Source organism: Enterobacter hormaechei subsp. hoffmannii (genome assembly GCF_001729745.1).
GTDB classification, from domain to species: domain Bacteria; phylum Pseudomonadota; class Gammaproteobacteria; order Enterobacterales; family Enterobacteriaceae; genus Enterobacter; species Enterobacter intestinihominis.
The window spans coordinates 2669409-2688170 of sequence record NZ_CP017186.1 but is presented as its reverse complement, the minus strand read 5'-3'; the positions used below and the strand labels follow the sequence as shown (position 1 = coordinate 2688170).

Annotated in this window: 18 protein-coding genes; 11 read left to right on the top strand and 7 right to left on the bottom strand. The window is 56.1% G+C overall.

The window, feature by feature from the left end; genetic code table 11:
• From BFV65_RS12635 to BFV65_RS12625, 3 genes are read right to left on the bottom strand one after another with little or no spacing between them, the layout of a single operon-like run.
• A complete protein-coding gene (locus BFV65_RS12635; RefSeq protein WP_003859737.1) occupies positions 1-396 on the bottom strand; it encodes an MAPEG family protein in 396 nt (131 codons plus the stop codon).
• 51 nt (positions 397-447) lie between these two features.
• Complete coding sequence (locus BFV65_RS12630; protein WP_069596715.1) at positions 448-1266, bottom strand: DUF72 domain-containing protein; 819 nt, start codon at positions 1264-1266, stop codon at positions 448-450.
• Positions 1263-1829 (bottom strand): hydrolase, encoded by a 567-nt coding sequence (locus tag BFV65_RS12625; RefSeq protein ID WP_023300447.1) that lies wholly within the window; start codon positions 1827-1829, stop codon positions 1263-1265. Before BFV65_RS12625 ends, BFV65_RS12630 begins: the two co-directional genes overlap by 4 nt.
• Before the next feature lie 263 nt (positions 1830-2092).
• Between BFV65_RS12625 and aspS the strand changes: the two genes are divergently transcribed.
• From aspS to ruvB, 6 genes are all read left to right on the top strand, one after another.
• A complete protein-coding gene (gene aspS / locus BFV65_RS12620) occupies positions 2093-3865 on the top strand; it encodes an aspartate--tRNA ligase (protein ID WP_023300446.1) in 1773 nt (590 codons plus the stop codon).
• Position 3866: 1 nt separating this feature from the next.
• The gene (gene nudB / locus BFV65_RS12615; RefSeq protein WP_023300445.1) at positions 3867-4310 is read left to right on the top strand and encodes a dihydroneopterin triphosphate diphosphatase; all 444 of its coding nucleotides are present in this window, start codon (positions 3867-3869) and stop codon (positions 4308-4310) included.
• Positions 4311-4337: 27 nt separating this feature from the next.
• Entirely contained in the window at positions 4338-5078 is a 741-nt protein-coding gene (locus tag BFV65_RS12610; protein WP_003859747.1) for a YebC/PmpR family DNA-binding transcriptional regulator, read from the top strand.
• Positions 5079-5112: 34 nt separating this feature from the next.
• Positions 5113-5634, top strand: a complete 522-nt coding sequence (gene ruvC / locus BFV65_RS12605) for a crossover junction endodeoxyribonuclease RuvC (RefSeq protein ID WP_014884319.1) — start codon at positions 5113-5115, stop codon at positions 5632-5634.
• Positions 5635-5714: 80 nt separating this feature from the next.
• Positions 5715-6329, top strand: a complete 615-nt coding sequence (gene ruvA / locus BFV65_RS12600) for a Holliday junction branch migration protein RuvA (RefSeq protein WP_022648487.1) — start codon at positions 5715-5717, stop codon at positions 6327-6329.
• 8 nt (positions 6330-6337) lie between these two features.
• A complete protein-coding gene (ruvB, locus tag BFV65_RS12595) occupies positions 6338-7348 on the top strand; it encodes a Holliday junction branch migration DNA helicase RuvB (RefSeq protein ID WP_006811035.1) in 1011 nt (336 codons plus the stop codon).
• Positions 7349-7400: 52 nt separating this feature from the next.
• Here the strand turns inward: ruvB and znuB are convergent, their stop codons facing one another.
• Positions 7401-8186 carry a zinc ABC transporter permease subunit ZnuB gene (gene znuB / locus BFV65_RS12590; RefSeq protein WP_022648485.1) on the bottom strand — a complete coding sequence of 262 codons (786 nt, stop codon included), beginning with the start codon at positions 8184-8186 and terminating at the stop codon, positions 7401-7403.
• Positions 8183-8938, bottom strand: coding sequence for a zinc ABC transporter ATP-binding protein ZnuC (gene znuC / locus BFV65_RS12585; protein WP_003859757.1), 756 nt, complete (start codon positions 8936-8938; stop codon positions 8183-8185). The genes znuB and znuC overlap by 4 nt, the downstream gene beginning before the upstream one ends.
• A gap of 77 nt (positions 8939-9015) precedes the next feature.
• On the opposite strand from znuC, the gene znuA reads away from it, so the two are divergent.
• The 3 genes from znuA (at position 9016) to lpxM (ending at position 12386) form a co-directional block, all read left to right on the top strand.
• Positions 9016-9960 carry a zinc ABC transporter substrate-binding protein ZnuA gene (gene znuA / locus BFV65_RS12580; protein ID WP_032622452.1) on the top strand — a complete coding sequence of 315 codons (945 nt, stop codon included), beginning with the start codon at positions 9016-9018 and terminating at the stop codon, positions 9958-9960.
• A gap of 15 nt (positions 9961-9975) precedes the next feature.
• Positions 9976-11295, top strand: a complete 1320-nt coding sequence (mepM, locus tag BFV65_RS12575) for a murein DD-endopeptidase MepM (RefSeq protein ID WP_063146310.1) — start codon at positions 9976-9978, stop codon at positions 11293-11295.
• A gap of 119 nt (positions 11296-11414) precedes the next feature.
• Entirely contained in the window at positions 11415-12386 is a 972-nt protein-coding gene (gene lpxM / locus BFV65_RS12570; RefSeq protein ID WP_032624045.1) for a lauroyl-Kdo(2)-lipid IV(A) myristoyltransferase, read from the top strand.
• Between the two features lie 43 nt (positions 12387-12429).
• Here lpxM and pyk read toward each other — a convergent pair whose 3' ends face one another.
• Complete coding sequence (gene pyk / locus BFV65_RS12565) at positions 12430-13872, bottom strand: pyruvate kinase (RefSeq protein ID WP_003859767.1); 1443 nt, start codon at positions 13870-13872, stop codon at positions 12430-12432.
• Positions 13873-13986: 114 nt separating this feature from the next.
• Positions 13987-14856: a MurR/RpiR family transcriptional regulator gene (locus BFV65_RS12560; protein WP_003859769.1), complete on the bottom strand. Its 870-nt coding sequence runs from the start codon at positions 14854-14856 to the stop codon at positions 13987-13989.
• A gap of 354 nt (positions 14857-15210) precedes the next feature.
• Between BFV65_RS12560 and zwf the strand changes: the two genes are divergently transcribed.
• Together zwf and edd are read left to right on the top strand one after the other, a co-directional pair.
• Positions 15211-16686: a glucose-6-phosphate dehydrogenase gene (zwf, locus tag BFV65_RS12555; RefSeq protein WP_022648481.1), complete on the top strand. Its 1476-nt coding sequence runs from the start codon at positions 15211-15213 to the stop codon at positions 16684-16686.
• A 234-nt stretch (positions 16687-16920) separates the two neighbouring features.
• Positions 16921-18732, top strand: a complete 1812-nt coding sequence (gene edd, locus BFV65_RS12550) for a phosphogluconate dehydratase (protein WP_069596714.1) — start codon at positions 16921-16923, stop codon at positions 18730-18732.
• Positions 18733-18762 lie beyond the last annotated feature (30 nt).

Below are 18762 nucleotides of genomic sequence, written 5' to 3'. Positions count from 1 at the left end.
CTAATGGAAGGAGAAAACCAACTCCCACGGCATATACCAAAGGTTAGCCAGCACCATCAGCAAAAGCGAGCACCAGGTCGCGCTCATGCCGGAACGACGCCAGCGGATCAGGCGGTGGTGAAAACCATAATAATGCATCAAACGCCCTGCAATCAGCAGCAGCCCACAGACGTGCACCATCCAGGTTTCAGCGCCATCCATCTCCATTAACAGCAGTAAAATTAACGCGACGGGAATGTACTCGACCGCGTTGCCGTGGATCCGGATTGCGCTTTGCAGCTCAGAAAAGCCCCCGTCACCGTAGGAGACGCGGTACTGCATTCTCAGGCGCACAACATCAAATGAAAATTTAATCAGCAGTAATGCACCTAACACCGCATACAGCGCGCTGACCATACTAACTCCCTGTTTTTGGCAGATGGCACGTCTCTATGATAGGGGGTGATTTCAGAAAAGAGAAGATTGTTGTGGGATGGACGGCGCGGGGCCAACCGACGGAACCGCCTGCTGCAAGGCCTGCCAGAGAGAATCGACCAGTTCAGGTGCCTGGGCAATATCCGGCGTATGTAAAAACAGGTACGGGGTGGTGGTTTGCTCCCATTTCGCGAGCGTTTGCAGCCAGACGGCGAACATCTCCTCATTCTGTTGCATGTTATCGCTGCCGATAAACCGGACCATCGGGTTCTGCGCGGTAACAATGGCATGAACCGGTACTTTCGGTTTTTTGCGCTGGGCATCAACAACGGCTTCGCTGTGCGGGATTGCGCTGTGCACGGGGCGGCTGTCGAGGATCACGCGGTTGACCGATCGTTCATGCAGGCCGCGATTCAGCGCTTTCTCCGCGTCGCCTTTGGTAAAGAAATCTGGATGCCTCACCTCCACACCGTACGTGAAATCGTGGGGCAGGGCGTCGAGAAACTGCCAGAGGGCTTGTAGATCGCGCGGGCCGAACGTGGCGGGAAGCTGGAGCCAGTACTGGCCAACACGGTTTGCCAGGGGCGACATCCGGGTGAAAAACTCGTAGGTTAAATCATCGCAGTTTCGCAGCGCGGCGTTGTGGGAGATGGTTGCCGGAAATTTGAAGCAAAAGCGGAAATCGTCGGTGGTTTGCTCGCGCCAGCGCTCGACGATCTCCGCGCGGGGCAAGGCGTACAGCGTGGTATTGCCCTCCACGCAGTTAAAGTGTCGGGCATACTCTTCAAGGCCAGTAATACCCAGGCGCACCCATTTCGGGTGCGACCACTGGGGCAAACCCACGTACATCATAGCGCGCTGAGGATCTCATCCGTGCTGCGCACGCGACCAATACGCGGGAAGATATGGGTCATGCTGCCCTGATGCTGATCCGCAGAGGCTGCGCTGCACGCATCTTCCGCTATCACCAGATTAAAGCCCAGCTCCCAGGCGTTACGGGCGGTGGATTCCACACCGATGTTGGTGGAGATCCCGCACAGAATAATAGTGTCTATCCCGCGACGGCGCAGCTGGAGCTCCAGGTCAGTGCCATAGAATGCGCCCCACTGGCGTTTGGTGACTTCTACATCGCTGTCGCGTTTACCGAGTGAGACCGGGTATGTCCACCAGTTGTCCGGCAGCGCATGCGCCGGGGCCTGAGCATCAACCGGCTGCTTTAGCGCTTCGGCGAAATCAGTGGACCAGCCGACGCGCACCATGACGACAGGCGCACCGCTGGCCCGGCATTTTTCCGCCAGACGCGCAGCACGGCTTACAACATCGTCAGCGGTGTGTGGACCACCGGCAAAAGGCAGGATCCCTTCCTGTAAATCAATGACCACAAGGGCGGTTTTGGTGGCATCAAGCGTTAACATTGTCACTCCAGTAAAATTAATTGCTTTTTTACACCTTACGACGGGATGGCCTGTTATCGGTCGGATAATTTTGTTAATTTTTGTGAGAATAGACAATAAGAGCACAGCAAACACGCGTCAGGCCGTGCTTCGCTCTTATCGTGCGGCAGAATTTCCAGTATAATAGCCGCCTTTTTTCATCCAGTTGTGACATACAGAAAGCTGCGACATCGTAGCCTGTAAGACAGGCGACAATCAGCCTGCGGCTAATTAAGGGATATCTCATGCGTACAGAATATTGCGGGCAGCTGCGTCAGTCCCACGTCGGGCAGCAGGTCACCCTGTGTGGTTGGGTCAATCGTCGTCGCGATCTTGGTAGCCTTATCTTTATTGATATGCGTGACCGCGAAGGTATCGTTCAGGTGTTCTTCGATCCGGATCGCGCTGATGCGTTGAAGCTGGCCTCTGAGCTGCGTAATGAGTTCTGCATTCAGGTGACGGGCACCGTGCGTGCGCGTGACGAGAAAAACATCAACGCCGATATGGCGACCGGTGCTATCGAAGTGCTGGCGTCCGATCTGGTGATTATCAATCGCGCAGAAGCGTTGCCGCTGGACTCCAACCACGTCAACACCGAAGAAGCGCGTCTTAAATACCGCTACCTGGATCTGCGTCGCCCGGAGATGGCTCAGCGCCTGAAAACCCGTGCGAAAATCACCAGCCTGGTGCGTCGCTTTATGGATGACCACGGTTTCCTCGATATCGAAACCCCGATGCTGACCAAAGCCACGCCGGAAGGCGCGCGCGACTACCTGGTGCCATCCCGCGTCCATAAGGGCAAATTCTACGCGCTGCCACAGTCACCACAGCTGTTCAAGCAGCTGCTGATGATGTCCGGCTTCGACCGCTACTATCAGATCGTGAAATGCTTCCGCGATGAAGATCTGCGTGCAGACCGTCAGCCAGAATTTACCCAGATCGATGTGGAAACCTCCTTCATGACCGCCGAGCAGGTGCGTGAGGTGATGGAAGCCCTGGTGCGTAGCCTGTGGAACGACGTAAAAGGCGTTGAGCTGGGCGATTTCCCAATCATGACCTTCGCGGAAGCCGAGCGTCGCTACGGCTCCGACAAACCAGACCTGCGTAACCCAATGGAGCTGGTGGACGTGGCAGACCTGGTGAAAGCCGTTGAGTTTGCGGTCTTTGCTGGTCCGGCTAACGATCCGAAAGGCCGCGTGGCTGCCCTGCGCGTACCGGGCGGTGCTGCGCTGAGCCGTAAGCAGATTGACGACTACGGCAACTTCATCAAGATCTACGGTGCGAAGGGTCTGGCCTATATTAAAGTAACCGAGCGTGCAAAAGGTCTGGAAGGCATTACCAGCCCTGTTGCGAAATTCCTGAATGCGGACATCGTGGAAGCTATTCTGGAGCGCACCGGCGCGCAGGATGGCGACATGATCTTCTTCGGCGCAGACAACAAGAAAGTCGTTGCGGATGCGATGGGGGCGCTGCGTCTGAAGCTCGGCAAAGACCTGAACCTGACCGATGAAAGCAAATGGGCGCCGCTGTGGGTGATCGACTTCCCGATGTTTGAAGACGACGGTGAAGGCGGCCTGACCGCGATGCACCACCCGTTCACCTCGCCAAAAGACATGACGGCGGCGGAACTGAAGGCTGCACCGGAAGATGCGGTAGCGAATGCCTACGATATGGTTATCAACGGCTACGAAGTGGGCGGCGGCTCCGTGCGTATTCACAGCGGTGAAATGCAGCAGACCGTGTTCGGCATTCTGGGCATTAACGAGCAGGAGCAGCGCGAGAAGTTTGGCTTCCTGCTGGACGCCCTGAAATACGGTACGCCTCCGCACGCGGGTCTGGCCTTTGGTCTTGACCGTCTGACCATGCTGCTGACCGGCACCGACAACATCCGTGATGTTATCGCCTTCCCGAAAACCACCGCAGCGGCGTGTCTGATGACTGAAGCGCCAAGCTTTGCCAATCCGGCCGCGCTGGCTGAGCTGGGCATTGAGGTGGTGAAGAAGGAAGAGAAAAACTGATATGGCATATAAGCGTCCCGTTTCGGTTCTGGTGGTCATTTATGCAGAAGACTCGAAGCGGGTGCTGATGTTGCAGCGGCGCGACGATCCTGATTTCTGGCAGTCGGTTACCGGCAGTCTGGAAGAGGGAGAGTCCGCGCCGCAGGCCGCCGCACGTGAAGTAAAGGAAGAGGTCGCCATTGACGTTGCTCGCGAGCAACTGACCCTGAAGGACTGTCAGCGCACGGTGGAGTTTGAAATTTTTAGCCATTTACGTCATCGCTATGCACCGGGAATTGAGCGCAATACGGAATCGTGGTTCTGCCTTGCGCTTCCCCATGAGCGGGAGATCGTGTTCACGGAACACCTGACCTACCGCTGGGTGGATGCGGCGGATGCCGCCGCACTGACCAAGTCATGGAGCAACCGGCAGGCGATAGAAGAATTTGTAATTAACGCTGCCTGAGAAGGCGCGATTTTTGGAGAACTTTTTATGGCAGGTCATAGTAAGTGGGCCAACACCAAACACCGTAAAGCGGCACAGGATGCCAAACGCGGTAAAATCTTTACCAAAATCATTCGTGAGCTGGTAACAGCGGCGCGTCTGGGTGGCGGCGATCCGGCCTCTAACCCACGTCTGCGCGCGGCGGTGGATAAAGCCCTGTCCAACAACATGACGCGAGACACCCTGAACCGTGCAATCGCACGTGGCGTGGGCGGTGATGAAGACGCGAACATGGAAACCATCATTTATGAAGGTTACGGTCCTGGCGGTACGGCGGTGATGGTAGAGTGCCTGTCCGACAACCGTAACCGTACCGTCGCGGAAGTGCGCCACGCGTTCACCAAAACCGGTGGTAATCTGGGCACTGACGGTTCTGTAGCTTACCTGTTCAGCAAAAAAGGCGTCATCTCCTTCGAGAAAGGCGACGAAGATGCGATCATGGAAGCGGCGCTGGAAGCCGGTGCGGAAGACGTTGTGACCTACGACGACGGCGCTATCGATGTCTACACCGCATGGGAAGAGATGGGTGCCGTGCGCGATGCGCTGGAAGCGGCAGGTCTGAAAGCGGATAACGCTGAAGTGTCCATGATCCCTTCCACAAAAGCGGACATGGATGCAGAAACCGCACCGAAACTGCTGCGTCTGATCGACATGCTCGAAGACTGCGACGACGTGCAGGAAGTGTATCACAACGGTGAAATCTCTGATGAGGTTGCAGCGACTCTCTGATGAGAGCCTGTAAACCGTTTACGGGAGACGCGTGATGTCGATTATCCTCGGGATTGACCCCGGCTCACGCGTCACCGGTTATGGCGTTATCCGTCAGGTGGGACGCCAGCTAACCTACCTCGGCAGCGGCTGTATTCGTACCAAAGTGGACGATCTGCCGTCGCGCCTGAAGCTCATTTATGCGGGCGTGTCGGAGATCATCACCCAGTTTCAGCCGGACTTTTTCGCCATCGAGCAGGTCTTTATGGCGAAGAACGCTGACTCGGCGTTAAAGCTCGGGCAGGCGCGCGGCGTGGCGATAGTTGCCGCCGTGAACCAGGACCTGCCAGTGTTTGAATACGCGGCCCGTCAGGTTAAGCAGACGGTGGTGGGCATAGGTAGCGCGGAGAAAAGCCAGGTGCAGCACATGGTGCGTACCCTGCTGAAGCTCCCGGCGAACCCGCAGGCCGACGCCGCCGATGCGCTGGCCATTGCGATTACCCACTGCCACGTCAGCCAGAACGCGATGCAAATGAGCGAGTCGAGGCTCAATCTGGCGCGAGGCAGATTACGATAATGACAAATCAGGCTGGATGTTTATCCAGCCTTTTTTTATTATGTCGGCAGTTAATTTCATCCAGAACGCAGGAGCGTCACGTGATAGGCAGACTCAGAGGCATCATCATTGAAAAACAACCCCCGTTAGTGCTGCTGGAAGTGGGTGGCGTGGGCTATGAAGTCCATATGCCGATGACCTGCTTCTACGAGTTGCCGGAGGCGGGCAAAGAGGCGGTTGTCTTTACCCAGTTTGTGGTGCGTGAAGACGCTCAGCTGCTGTACGGATTCAATAACAAACAGGAACGCACCCTGTTCCGCGAATTAATTAAAACCAACGGCGTCGGGCCCAAGCTGGCGCTGGCGATTCTGTCCGGTATGTCAGCGCCACAGTTTGTGAATGCCGTTGAGCGCGAAGATCCGGCTGCGTTAATTAAACTTCCGGGCATCGGCAAGAAAACCGCCGAGCGCCTGATTGTCGAGATGAAGGACCGCTTTAAAGGTTTGCATGGCGATCTGTTCACCCCGGCGGCCGATCTGGTGCTGACTTCACCGGGCGGGCCAGCGACGGATGATGATGCCGAGCAGGAAGCGGTTGCCGCGCTGGTGGCGCTGGGCTATAAACCTCAGGAGGCCAGCCGTATGGTGAGTAAAGTTGCCAAACCGGATGCCAGCAGTGAAACTCTGATTCGTGAAGCGCTGCGCGCTGCATTGTGAGGTAAAGGATGATTGAAGCAGACCGCCTGGTATCGGCAGGCACCATTCAGCCAGATGACGTGGTGGATCGCGCGATCCGTCCCAAACTGCTGGATGAGTACATCGGCCAGCCGCAGGTTCGTTCTCAGATGGAGATTTTCATCCAGGCGGCAAAGCTGCGCGGCGATGCGCTCGATCACCTGTTGATTTTTGGTCCGCCGGGGTTAGGTAAAACCACCCTGGCGAATATCGTCGCCAACGAAATGGGCGTTAACCTGCGTACCACCTCCGGCCCGGTGCTGGAGAAAGCAGGGGACCTGGCGGCGATGCTGACCAACCTCGAACCGCATGACGTGCTGTTTATCGATGAAATCCACCGCCTGTCACCGGTGGTGGAGGAAGTGCTCTATCCGGCGATGGAGGATTACCAGCTGGATATCATGATCGGCGAAGGCCCGGCCGCGCGCTCGATCAAAATCGATCTGCCACCGTTTACCCTGATTGGCGCCACGACCCGCGCCGGCTCGCTGACCTCACCGCTACGTGACCGTTTTGGTATCGTGCAGCGTCTGGAGTTTTATCAGGTGCCCGACCTTCAGCATATTGTGGGGCGCAGCGCGCGCTACATGGGGCTGGATATGAGCGAAGAGGGAGCGTTTGAAGTGGCGAAACGTTCCCGCGGTACGCCGCGTATCGCCAACCGCCTGCTGCGTCGCGTGCGTGATTTTGCCGAGGTGAAGCACGATGGCACCATTTCGGCTGACATTGCTGCGCAGGCGCTGGATATGCTGAACGTTGATGCCGAAGGCTTTGACTATATGGACCGTAAGCTGCTGCTGGCGGTGCTGGATAAGTTCTTTGGCGGGCCGGTGGGGCTGGATAACCTGGCGGCGGCAATTGGCGAAGAGCGTGAGACTATCGAGGATGTGCTGGAGCCGTATCTGATCCAGCAGGGCTTTTTACAGCGTACCCCGCGTGGTCGTATGGCGACGGTGCGGGCGTGGAATCATTTCGGCATTACGCCGCCCGCGATGCCGTAAGTAGCGATTAATGGTAGCCCCGGTAAGCGAAGCGCCACCGGGGACATGCTGACTACTGCGCGGTTTTTTTCATCATACTGAAAATAAACAACACCGCCGCGCACAATACCACCGACGGCCCCGCTGGCGTGTCATAAAACGCCGAGAAGGTTAATCCGCCCGTCACTGCGATCATCCCGATTATCACCGCGATACCGGCCATTTGCTCCGGCGTACGCGCAAAACGACGCGCCGTGGCGGCAGGGATTATCAACAGCGACGTGATGATCAGCGCGCCAACAAATTTCATCGCCACCCCGATGGTTAACGCCGTCACCAGCATCAAGAGCAGCTTCACGCGCTGAAGCTTCACGCCGTCGACAAAGGCCAGATCGGGGCTGACGGTCATTGCCAGTAAATTCCGCCACTGCCACAGCAGGATCCCGAGCACCACCACCACGCCAATGGCAATGGAAATCAGATCTTCGGGCGTGACGGCCAGCAGATCGCCGAACAGATAAGCCATCAGGTCCACGCGGATGTTGGACATCAGGCTCACCACCACCAGGCCCAGCGACAGGGCGCTGTGCGCCATAATGCCGAGCAGGGTATCAATGGCCAGGTGAGGGCGTTTTTCCAGCCAGACCAGACCGGCGGCCAGCAGCAGCGTGACGACAATCACCGCATAAAAAGGGTTCACGTCCAGCAACAAACCAAACGCGACACCCAGCAATGACGCATGGGCCAGCGTATCGCCGAAATAGGACATTCTGCGCCAGACGACAAACGAGCCGAGTGGACCCGCGGCGCAGGCAAGCATAATCCCGGCCAGCCAGCCGGGCAGTAACAGTTCAATCATGAGTGTCCATTTCCCCGACGCAGGACAATTCGTCCCTGTAAATCATGGCGGTGATTGTGATTATGGCGATAGATGCCCAACTGTTCGGCGCCACGATGGCCAAACATGGAGATAAATTCGGGATGCATTGACACCACTTCCGGCGTGCCGGAACAACAGATGTGATGGTTCAGGCACAGCACTTCGTCGGTTTTGGCCATTACCAGATGCAGATCATGGGAGACCATCAGCACCGCGCAGTTAAGCTCCCGACGGAGCTGGTCGATAAGATCGTACAGCGCAACCTGACCGTTGACGTCGACACCCTGCGTCGGCTCGTCCAGGACCAGCAGCTGAGGGCTGCTGAGCAGGGCGCGGGCAAGCAATACGCGCTGGGTTTCACCGCCCGACAGCTTTTGCAAAGGCGCCTCAACAAGATGTCCCGCCTGAACGCGTTTTAGCGCCGGTAGGATATCCGCTTTACGCGTACCGGGACGGAGACGCAGGAAGCGGCTCACCGTCAGGGGCAGGGTGGCATCAAGATGTAATTTTTGCGGCACATAGCCGATACGCAATTTGTCCTCGCGGACGATAACACCTGCGTCAGGGGCTACCAGGCCTAATACGACGCGCACCAGCGTCGATTTGCCTGCACCGTTAGGGCCGAGCAGCGTGAGTATTTTGCCGGGCTTCAGATTCAGCGACACGTCAGAAAGGACGCGGCGCTGGCCGAATGAGACCGAAACATTTTCAAGAGAAACTAAAGTCGTCATGTCAATTTAAGCTTGCAGAAGTCATCGAATGTTATAATATCACATTCCACGCATTCATTACGATGATTAGTCGCATTATGTTACAGAAAAATACGCTTCTTTTCGCAGCTTTATCCGCTGCTCTTTGGGGGACAACAGCACAAGATGTTAACGCTGCCGTTGTCGCTTCGCTTAAACCACTTGGCTTTATCGCCGCTGCCATCGCCGACGGTGTGACGGACACAGAGGTTCTTCTGCCTGACGGGGCCTCCGAGCATGATTATTCTCTGCGTCCGTCTGATGTAAAACGCTTACAGAACGCGGACTTAGTCGTCTGGATTGGTCCTGAGATGGAAGCGTTCATGCAGAAATCCGCTAAACAGGTCCCTGCGGAGAAACAGGTGACGATTGGTGAGCTGTCCGCTGTGAAACCGTTGCTGATGAAAGGGGCTGAGGACGAGGGCGACGAACACGACCACGACCATGCTCATGGCGAAAAAGGTGACGACCATCACCATCACGGTGAATACAACATGCATCTCTGGCTCTCCCCAGAGATAGCGCGGCTTACAGCGGTTGCAATCCACGACAAATTAGTGGAACTTATGCCGCAAAGTCGAATCAAACTCGACGCCAACCTGAAGGATTTTGAGGCTCAATTAGCCGCAACCGACAAACAGGTGGGTAACGAGCTCGCACCGCTTAAAGGAAAAGGGTACTTCGTTTTTCATGATGCCTACGGGTATTACGAGAAACATTACGGTCTGACCCCATTGGGGCATTTTACCGTCAACCCTGAAATTCAGCCAGGTGCGCAGCGTTTACATGAAATCAGAACACAGTTGGTTGAGCAAAAAGCGACATGCGTTTTTGCTGAGCCACAGTTCAGGCCAGCGGTCGTAGAAGCCGTGGCCAGGGGAACATCCGTGCGCATGGGAACCCTTGACCCGCTAGGTACGAACATCCAGTTGAGCAAAGCGAGCTATTCGCAGTTCCTCAGCCAACTGGCGAATCAGTATGCGAGCTGCCTGAAAGGAGATTAACGAGGAAGTGAATACGTGCAACAGATAGCCCGCTCTGTCGCCCTGGCATTTAACAATCTGCCTCGACCCCACCGCGTTATGCTGGGGTCGCTTACAGTTCTCACGTTAGCGGTCGCCGTCTGGCGGCCCTATGTTTACCACCCGAGTTCTGCCCCTATTATTAAAACCATCGAACTGGAGAAGAGCGAGATCCGCTCTCTGCTGCCTGAGGCCAGCGAGCCTATCGATCAGGCCGCACAGGAAGATGAAGCTATTCCCCAGGATGAGCTGGATGACAAGATCCAGAATGAAACCGGCATTCATGAATATGTTGTTTCTACTGGCGATACGCTGAGCAGCGTCCTGAACCAGTACGGTATCGACATGGGCAACATTAGCCAGCTTGCCGCATCCGATAAAGAGCTGCGTAACCTGAAAATTGGTCAGCAGCTTTCCTGGACCTTAACGCCCGACGGCGATCTGCAACGTCTGACCTGGGAGATGTCCCGTCGCGAAACCCGCACCTACGATCGCACCGCAAACGGTTTCAAAATGACCAGTGAAATGCAGCAGGGCGACTGGGTTAACAGCGTGATGAAAGGGACCGTCGGCGGCAGCTTTGTTTCCAGTGCCCGCGATGCTGGCCTGACCAGCGCTGAAATCAGCTCGGTGATCAAAGCCATGCAGTGGCAGATGGATTTCCGCAAACTGAAAAAAGGCGATCAGTTCTCTGTCCTGATGTCCCGCGAAATGCTGGACGGTAAGCGCGAGCAGAGCCAGCTTGTGGGTGTTCGTCTGCGTTCAGACGGCAAAGACTACTACGCCATTCGCGCGGAAGACGGTAAGTTCTATGACCGCAGCGGTACGGGCCTGGCAAAAGGCTTCCTGCGTTTCCCAACGGCGAAACAGTTCCGTGTCTCCTCCAACTTTAACCCGCGTCGTCTGAACCCGGTAACGGGTCGCGTAGCGCCGCACCGTGGCGTTGACTTCGCCATGCCGCAGGGCACGCCAGTGCTGGCGGTAGGGGATGGTGAAGTGGTCATGGCGAAACGCAGCGGTGCTGCTGGCTATTACGTTGCTATTCGTCACGGTCGCACGTACACCACCCGCTACATGCACCTGCGTAAACTGCTGGTCAAACCGGGCCAGAAGGTGAAACGTGGCGATCGCATCGCGCTGTCCGGTAACACAGGCCGTTCGACGGGGCCGCACCTGCACTACGAAGTGTGGATCAACCAGCAGGCGGTTAACCCGCTGACGGCGAAACTGCCGCGCACCGAAGGGCTGACCGGGAAAGATCGCAAAGAATACCTGGCGCAGGTGAAAGAGGTGATGCCACAGCTGCGCTTCGACTAAGCTAACACCCTCAAAAATAAGCCGGCGTCAGTGTGCGCCGGCTTTTTCTTTTGTACGCGGACGGCTGCCTCGCTACACTATCTGAATATATTTTTGCGTCACCAGACCCTGGAACCCGCATGGAAACCAAAAAAAACAATATTGAGTACATTCCCGAGTTTGAAAAATCCTTTCGCCACCCGCGTAACTGGGGCGCCTGGCTTGGCGTATACGTGTTTGCTGGCATGGCGTTGCTACCTGCTTCCCTCCGCGATCCGGTGCTCGGCAATGTGGGGCGCCTGGCAGGGCGCTTAGGTAAAAGCGCACGCCGCCGGGCGCAAATAAACCTTCTGTACTGCTTCCCGGATAAAACCGACGTCGAACGCGAAGCAATCATTGATGACATGTATACCACCGCGCCACAGGCCATGGCGATGATGGCGGAACTGGCGCTGAAAGGGCCGGAAAAGATCGTCGACCGCGTTGACTGGAAAGGGCTGGAAATCATCGACGAGATGCGTCGCAATGATGAAAAAGTGATTTTCCTGGTGCCGCACGGTTGGGGGGTCGACATTCCGGCAATGTTAATGGCATCGCAGGGCCAGAAAATGGCGGCGATGTTCCATAATCAGGGAAACAAAATCTACGATTTCGTCTGGAATACCGTGCGCCGTCGCTTTGGCGGACGTCTGCACGCCCGTAACGATGGTATTAAGCCTTTCATTCAGTCGGTACGTCAGGGTTACTGGGGCTACTATCTGCCCGATCAGGACCACGGTCCTGAGCACAGCGAGTTCGTCGATTTCTTCGCGACCTATAAAGCTACGCTACCCGCGATTGGTCGCCTGATGAAAGTCTGCCGTGCCCGCGTGATCCCGCTGTTCCCGGTTTATGACGGTAAAACGCATCGCCTGAGCATTGAGGTACGTCCGCCGATGGACGATCTGCTGACCGCGGACGATCGCACCATTGCACGCCGCATGAATGAAGAGGTGGAAGTGCTGGTGGGGCCACATAAGGAGCAATATACGTGGATCCTGAAGTTGCTCAAAACGCGTAAACCTGGCGAAACAGAGCCGTACAAGCGTAAAGAGCTTTTCCCGAAGAAATAGGAAACCTTCACCCCTCTCCCCTTAGGGGAGAGGGGATCGGAGCTTACTCTACGGTCAGTACGCGGGTGGTATTGGTTGAGCCGATGGTGCTCATCACGTCACCCTGCGTCACGATAACGATATCACCGGATACCAAATAACCTTTGTCGCGCAGCAGGTTCACAGCATCGTGCGCGGCGGCCACACCGTCATTGGTGCTGTCGAAGTAAACTGGCGTCACGCCGCGATACAGCGCCGTCAGGTTCAGCGTACGCTCGTGACGGGACATGGCGAAGATCGGCAGACCGGAGCTGATGCGAGACGTCATTAGCGCGGTACGGCCAGATTCGGTCATGGTGATGATCGCCGTGACCCCTTTCAGGTGGTTGGCTGCGTACATCGCGGACATCGCAATCGCTTCTTCCACATTGTCGAACTGGATATCCAGGCGGTGCTTGGAGACGTTAATGCTTGGGATCTTCTCCGCACCCAGGCAGACGCGCGCCATGGCGGCCACGGTTTCCGCCGGATACTGACCCGCAGCGGTTTCTGCTGACAGCATCACCGCGTCAGTACCATCCAGCACGGCGTTCGCCACGTCCATGACTTCCGCACGGGTTGGCATTGGGTTGGTGATCATGGATTCCATCATCTGGGTGGCGGTGATCACCGCGCGGTTCAGCTGACGCGCGCGACGGATCAGCGCTTTCTGGATACCGACCAGTTCAGGGTCGCCAATTTCCACGCCCAGATCACCACGGGCAACCATCACCACGTCAGACGCCAGGATCACGTCGTCCATCGCGTCCTGATCGCAGACCGCTTCAGCGCGTTCCACTTTCGCTACGATTTTCGCATCGCAGCCTGCATCACGCGCCAGGCGGCGAGCATAGTTCAGATCTTCGCCGCAGCGGGGGAAGGAGACGGCCAGATAATCCACGCCGATCTGCGCTGCGGTCACGATATCCGCTTTGTCTTTATCGGTCAGCGCTTCGGCAGACAGGCCACCGCCGAGTTTGTTGATGCCTTTGTTGTTGGAGAGCGGGCCGCCGACGGTCACTTCGGTGAACACCTTCATACCCTGAACTTCCAGCACTTTCAGCTGTACGCGTCCGTCGTCCAGCAGCAGTATGTCGCCAGGCACAACGTCAGCAGGCAGACCTTTGTAGTCGATACCCACTTTTTCCTTATCGCCTTCGCCTTTGCTCAGGTTGGCATCCAGCAGGAATTTATCGCCGATGTTGAGGAAGACTTTGCCTTCTTTAAAGGTCGATACGCGGATTTTTGGACCTTGCAGGTCACCGAGGATAGCAACATGGCGGCCCAGTTTAGCTGCGATTTCACGCACTTTGTCGGCACGTAATTTATGGTCTTCTGGCGTACCGTGAGAGAAGTTCATGCGCACCACGTTGGCACCCGCGGCGATAATCTTCTCGAGGTTATTATCGCGGTCGGTGGCCGGGCCTAGGGTGGTGACGATCTTGGTTCTGCGAAGCCTTCTGGACATGTAATACTCCGTTGACTGAAACAACTTTGGTGTTGCGTGAACATAGAATCGGCCTTCATCTATCGCAAGGCAGTAGCGAGGGGACCGAATGCCGTAAATCGTACATCGTCGTTATTAGGGAACATCGCTCTTTATAAGCAATTCTTTATCAAAACGCGATTCTTTCAGGGCTTCCTTGACCCGCTTCAAGTTATCCCGGAATTTTGCGCCCCGGCGTAAAGTAAAACCGGTCGCCAGCACGTCGATGACCGTCAGCTGCGCCAGGCGGGAGACCATCGGCATGTACATGTCGGTGTCTTCCGGTACGTCCAGGGTAATGGCAAGCGTTGCTTCCCGGGCCAGCGGCGTACCAGCCGTCGTAAGGGCGATGACCATCGCATCGTTGTCACGCGCGAGTTGCGCCAGCTCCACCTGGCTCTTGGTGCGGCCCGTATGGGAGATGAGTACCACGACATCATCTTCGCTACAATTCATACAGCTCATGCGTTGCAGCACAATGTCATCGGAGTAAATCACCGGCACGTTAAAGCGAAAGAACTTATTCATGGCGTCATGCGCCACGGCGGCGGACGAGCCAAGGCCAAAGAAAGCAATCCGTTTGGCCTGCGTAAGAAGATCGACCGCGCGATTCACTGAACTCATGTCCAGAGACTGGCGAACATGGTCGAGCGTGGCCATTGCCGATTCAAATATTTTTGCGGTGTAAGCATCAACACTGTCGTCTTCATCTACATTGCGATTAACATACGGGGTACCGTTTGCCAGACTTTGTGCCAGATGCAGTTTAAAATCAGGAAAGCCGCGGGTGTCCAGACTACGACAGAATCGATTGACCGTCGGTTCGCTGACGCCTGATTCCTGTGCCAGAGCGGCGATGCTTGAATGAATCGCCTGAGCGGGCGCGGCGAGAATAACTTCAGCCACTTTGCGCTCGGATTTGCTAAGGTGTTCCAGTTGAAACTGGATTTTTTCCAGCATGTTCATTGTTAACAAGACGCTCATGAGGGCATAAACGATTTCATAGAGATGAAACCTTGATTCGATTTAGCCGATATTACCCCCGGGACACCCGAAAGGGTAATCGTCGACAAGAAATGTTGTTGTTTTTTTTCATTACTTGATCGACGTCGGGTTTTGCTCTGCCCCTGTTGCGCAAAGAATCGACGTTTGTTGCGTCACCAGACGGGCGTAATGGCCCGCGCGACGAAAAATCACCGTATCGCACGTGACGTTAAGCGCTAATGGTTTCAGGAAACGCGTAAAAGCAGTACAGTGCATTGTAATAAAATTACAACGATACCTGGCAGAGTACCAGGAGATCTAACTGAGGAGAATGACATGGCGGTAACGCAAACAGCCCAGGCATGTGACCTGGTCATTTTCGGCGCGAAAGGCGATCTTGCACGCCGAAAATTGCTGCCTTCCCTGTATCAGCTCGAAAAAGCGGGCCAGATCCATCCCGATACCCGAATTCTTGGGGTAGGGCGCGCCGACTGGGATAAGGAGGCTTATACCAAAGTCGTGCGCGAGGCGCTCGAAACCTTCATGAAAGAGAAAATCGATGAAAGCCTTTGGGATAAGCTGAGCGGGCGTCTCGATTTCTGCAATCTGGACGTCAACGATGTAAGCGCCTTTACCCGTCTGGGTGAAATGCTGGACCAGGAAAATCGCGTCACCATTAACTATTTCGCCATGCCGCCAAGCACCTTCGGCGCCATCTGCAAAGGTCTGGGCGAAGCGAAGCTGAACGCCAAACCGGCGCGCGTGGTGATGGAGAAGCCGCTGGGTACGTCGCTGGCAACCTCGCGTGAAATCAACGACCAGGTGGGCGAGTTCTTTGAGGAGTGTCAGGTTTACCGTATTGACCACTATCTGGGTAAAGAGACGGTTCTGAACCTGCTGGCGCTGCGTTTTGCCAACTCCCTGTTTGTGAACAACTGGGACAACCGCACTATCGACCACGTGGAAATTACCGTGGCGGAAGAAGTGGGCATCGAAGGCCGCTGGGGCTACTTCGACCAGGCCGGCCAGATGCGTGACATGATCCAGAACCACCTGCTGCAAATTCTGTGCATGATTGCCATGTCTCCACCGTCAGATCTGACGGCCGACAGTATTCGTGACGCCAAAGTGAAAGTGCTGAAATCACTGCGCCGTATTGACCGCTCCAACGTGCGTGAGAAAACCGTGCGCGGCCAGTACACCGCAGGTTTTGCCCAGGGGAAAAAAGTCCCTGGCTATCTGGAAGAAGAGGGCGCGAACAAGTCCAGCAACACCGAGACGTTTGTGGCGATCCGCGTGGATATCGACGACTGGCGCTGGGCCGGCGTGCCGTTCTACCTGCGTACCGGGAAACGTCTGCCGGCAAAATGCTCCGAAGTGGTGGTCTACTTCAAAAATCCGGAACTGAACCTGTTCAAAGAATCCTGGCAGGAACTGCCGCAGAACAAACTGACCATCCGTTTACAGCCGGACGAGGGTGTGGATATTCAGATCCTGAACAAAGTGCCGGGTCTTGATCACAAACACAACCTGCAAACCACCAAACTCGACCTGAGTTACTCTGAAACTTTCAACCAGACGCATCTGGCCGATGCTTACGAGCGCCTGCTGCTGGAAACCATGCGTGGTATCCAGGCGCTGTTCGTCCGCCGCGATGAAGTGGAAGAGGCGTGGAAGTGGGTCGACTCAATCACCGAAGCGTGGGCAGCCGACCAGGACGCGCCAAAACCGTATCAGGCGGGAACATGGGGACCTGTCGCCTCCGTTGCGATGATCACCCGTGATGGCCGCTCCTGGAACGAGTTTGAATAACCCCCATCTCTAGCCCAAAGGTGTTATTTTACCGGTAACATGATCTAACACAGCAAGTGGCATAATTTTTAATCTTTTAAGCTCCGCGTGGATTCACCCGCGGAGCTTTTTTTATTACACTCCCTTCAGACATTTTGCCCCTGTGCTCCGGATATCAGGCGTTTCAGCGTTGTTAACAACCGTCAGAAACTGTGTAAACTCCCGAGCCTGGACAGATAAATTAGAGGAGCTTTTATGAATCCGACATTGTTACGCGTAACACAACGCATCGTTGAACGCTCGAAAGAGACCCGTGCTGCCTACCTTGCCCGCATCGAACAGGCGAAGAGTGAAACGGTCCATCGCTCACAGCTGGCCTGCGGGAATCTGGCCCACGGCTTTGCCGCCTGCCAGCCTGGTGATAAAGACGCGCTGAAAAGCATGCTGCGTAACAATATCGCCATCATTACCTCCTATAACGACATGCTTTCAGCCCACCAGCCGTATGAGGTTTACCCGTCTATCATCCGCAATGCGCTGCACAGCGTGAACGCGGTGGGCCAGGTTGCAGGCGGCGTGCCGGCCATGTGTGATGGCGTGACTCAGGGACAGGACGGTATGGAGCTGTCTCTGTTGAGCCGCGAAGTGATCGCCATGTCGGCGGCAGTGGGCCTCTCTCACAATATGTTTGATGGCGCGCTCTACCTGGGCGTATGCGACAAAATCGTCCCGGGGCTGGTGATGGCCGCGCTGTCGTTTGGCCATCTGCCAGCGATTTTTGTGCCGTCAGGCCCGATGGCAAGCGGTCTGCCAAACAAGGAAAAAGTCCGTATCCGCCAGCTGTATGCCGAAGGAAAAGCGGACCGTCAGGCGCTGTTGGAAGCGGAAGCCGCGTCCTATCACGCGCCGGGCACCTGTACGTTCTACGGTACGGCTAACACCAACCAGATGGTGGTGGAGTTTATGGGGATGCAGCTACCGGGCTCGTCGTTCATCCAGCCGGATGCGCCACTGCGTAAAGCGCTGACCGAAGCCGCAGCCCGTCAGGTGACGCGCCTGACCGGTAACGGCAACGAGTGGATGCCAATGGGCAAAATGGTGGATGAAAAAGTCATCGTCAACGGGATTGTCGCCCTGCTGGCGACCGGCGGTTCAACCAACCATACCATGCACCTTGTCGCGATGGCGCGCGCGGCGGGCATTCTGATCAACTGGGATGACTTCTCCGAGATCTCCTCCGTGGTACCGCTGATGGCGCGTCTGTACCCGAACGGTCCGGCGGACATTAACCACTTCCAGGCCGCGGGCGGCGTGCCGGTGCTGATGCGCGAGCTGCTGAAAGGCGGCCTGCTGCATGAGGATGTCAACACGGTGGCGGGCTTTGGCCTGCATCGCTATACCCTTGAGCCGTGGCTGAACAACGGTGAGCTGGACTGGCGCGAGGGGGCGAGCAACTCGCTCGATCCTCAGGTTATCGCGACCTTCGAACAGCCGTTCTCTCCTCACGGCGGCACCAAAGTGCTGAGCGGTAACCTTGGGCGTGCCGTAATGAAAACTTCTGCCGTGCCGGAAGAGAATCAGGTTATCGAAGCCCCGGCGGTGGTGTTTGAAAGCCAGCACGACGTTTTACCTGCCTTCGACGCGGGTCTGCTTGATAAAGACTGCGTAGTCGTGGTGCGTCATCAGGGACCAAAAGCGAACGGGATGCCAGAATTACATAAACTTATGCCGCCGCTTGGTGTATTATTGGACCGCCGTTTCAAAATTGCGCTGGTGACCGATGGACGCCTCTCGGGGGCATCCGGTAAAGTGCCTTCAGCGATTCATGTCACCCCGGAAGCCTACGACGGCGGCCTGCTGGCGAAAGTCCATGATGGAGACATGATCCGCGTTAACGGTCAGACAGGCGAGTTAACCCTGCTGGTGGACGAAGCAGAGCTGACGGCGCGTCAGCCACATATTCCTGACCTGAGCGCATCCCGAGTGGGTACCGGACGCGAGATGTTTGGTGCGTTGCGTGAGAAACTCTCCGGTGCGGAGCAGGGCGCAACCTGTATTACGTTTTAAGACGACTTGATTTTAACGATCTGGCGAGAG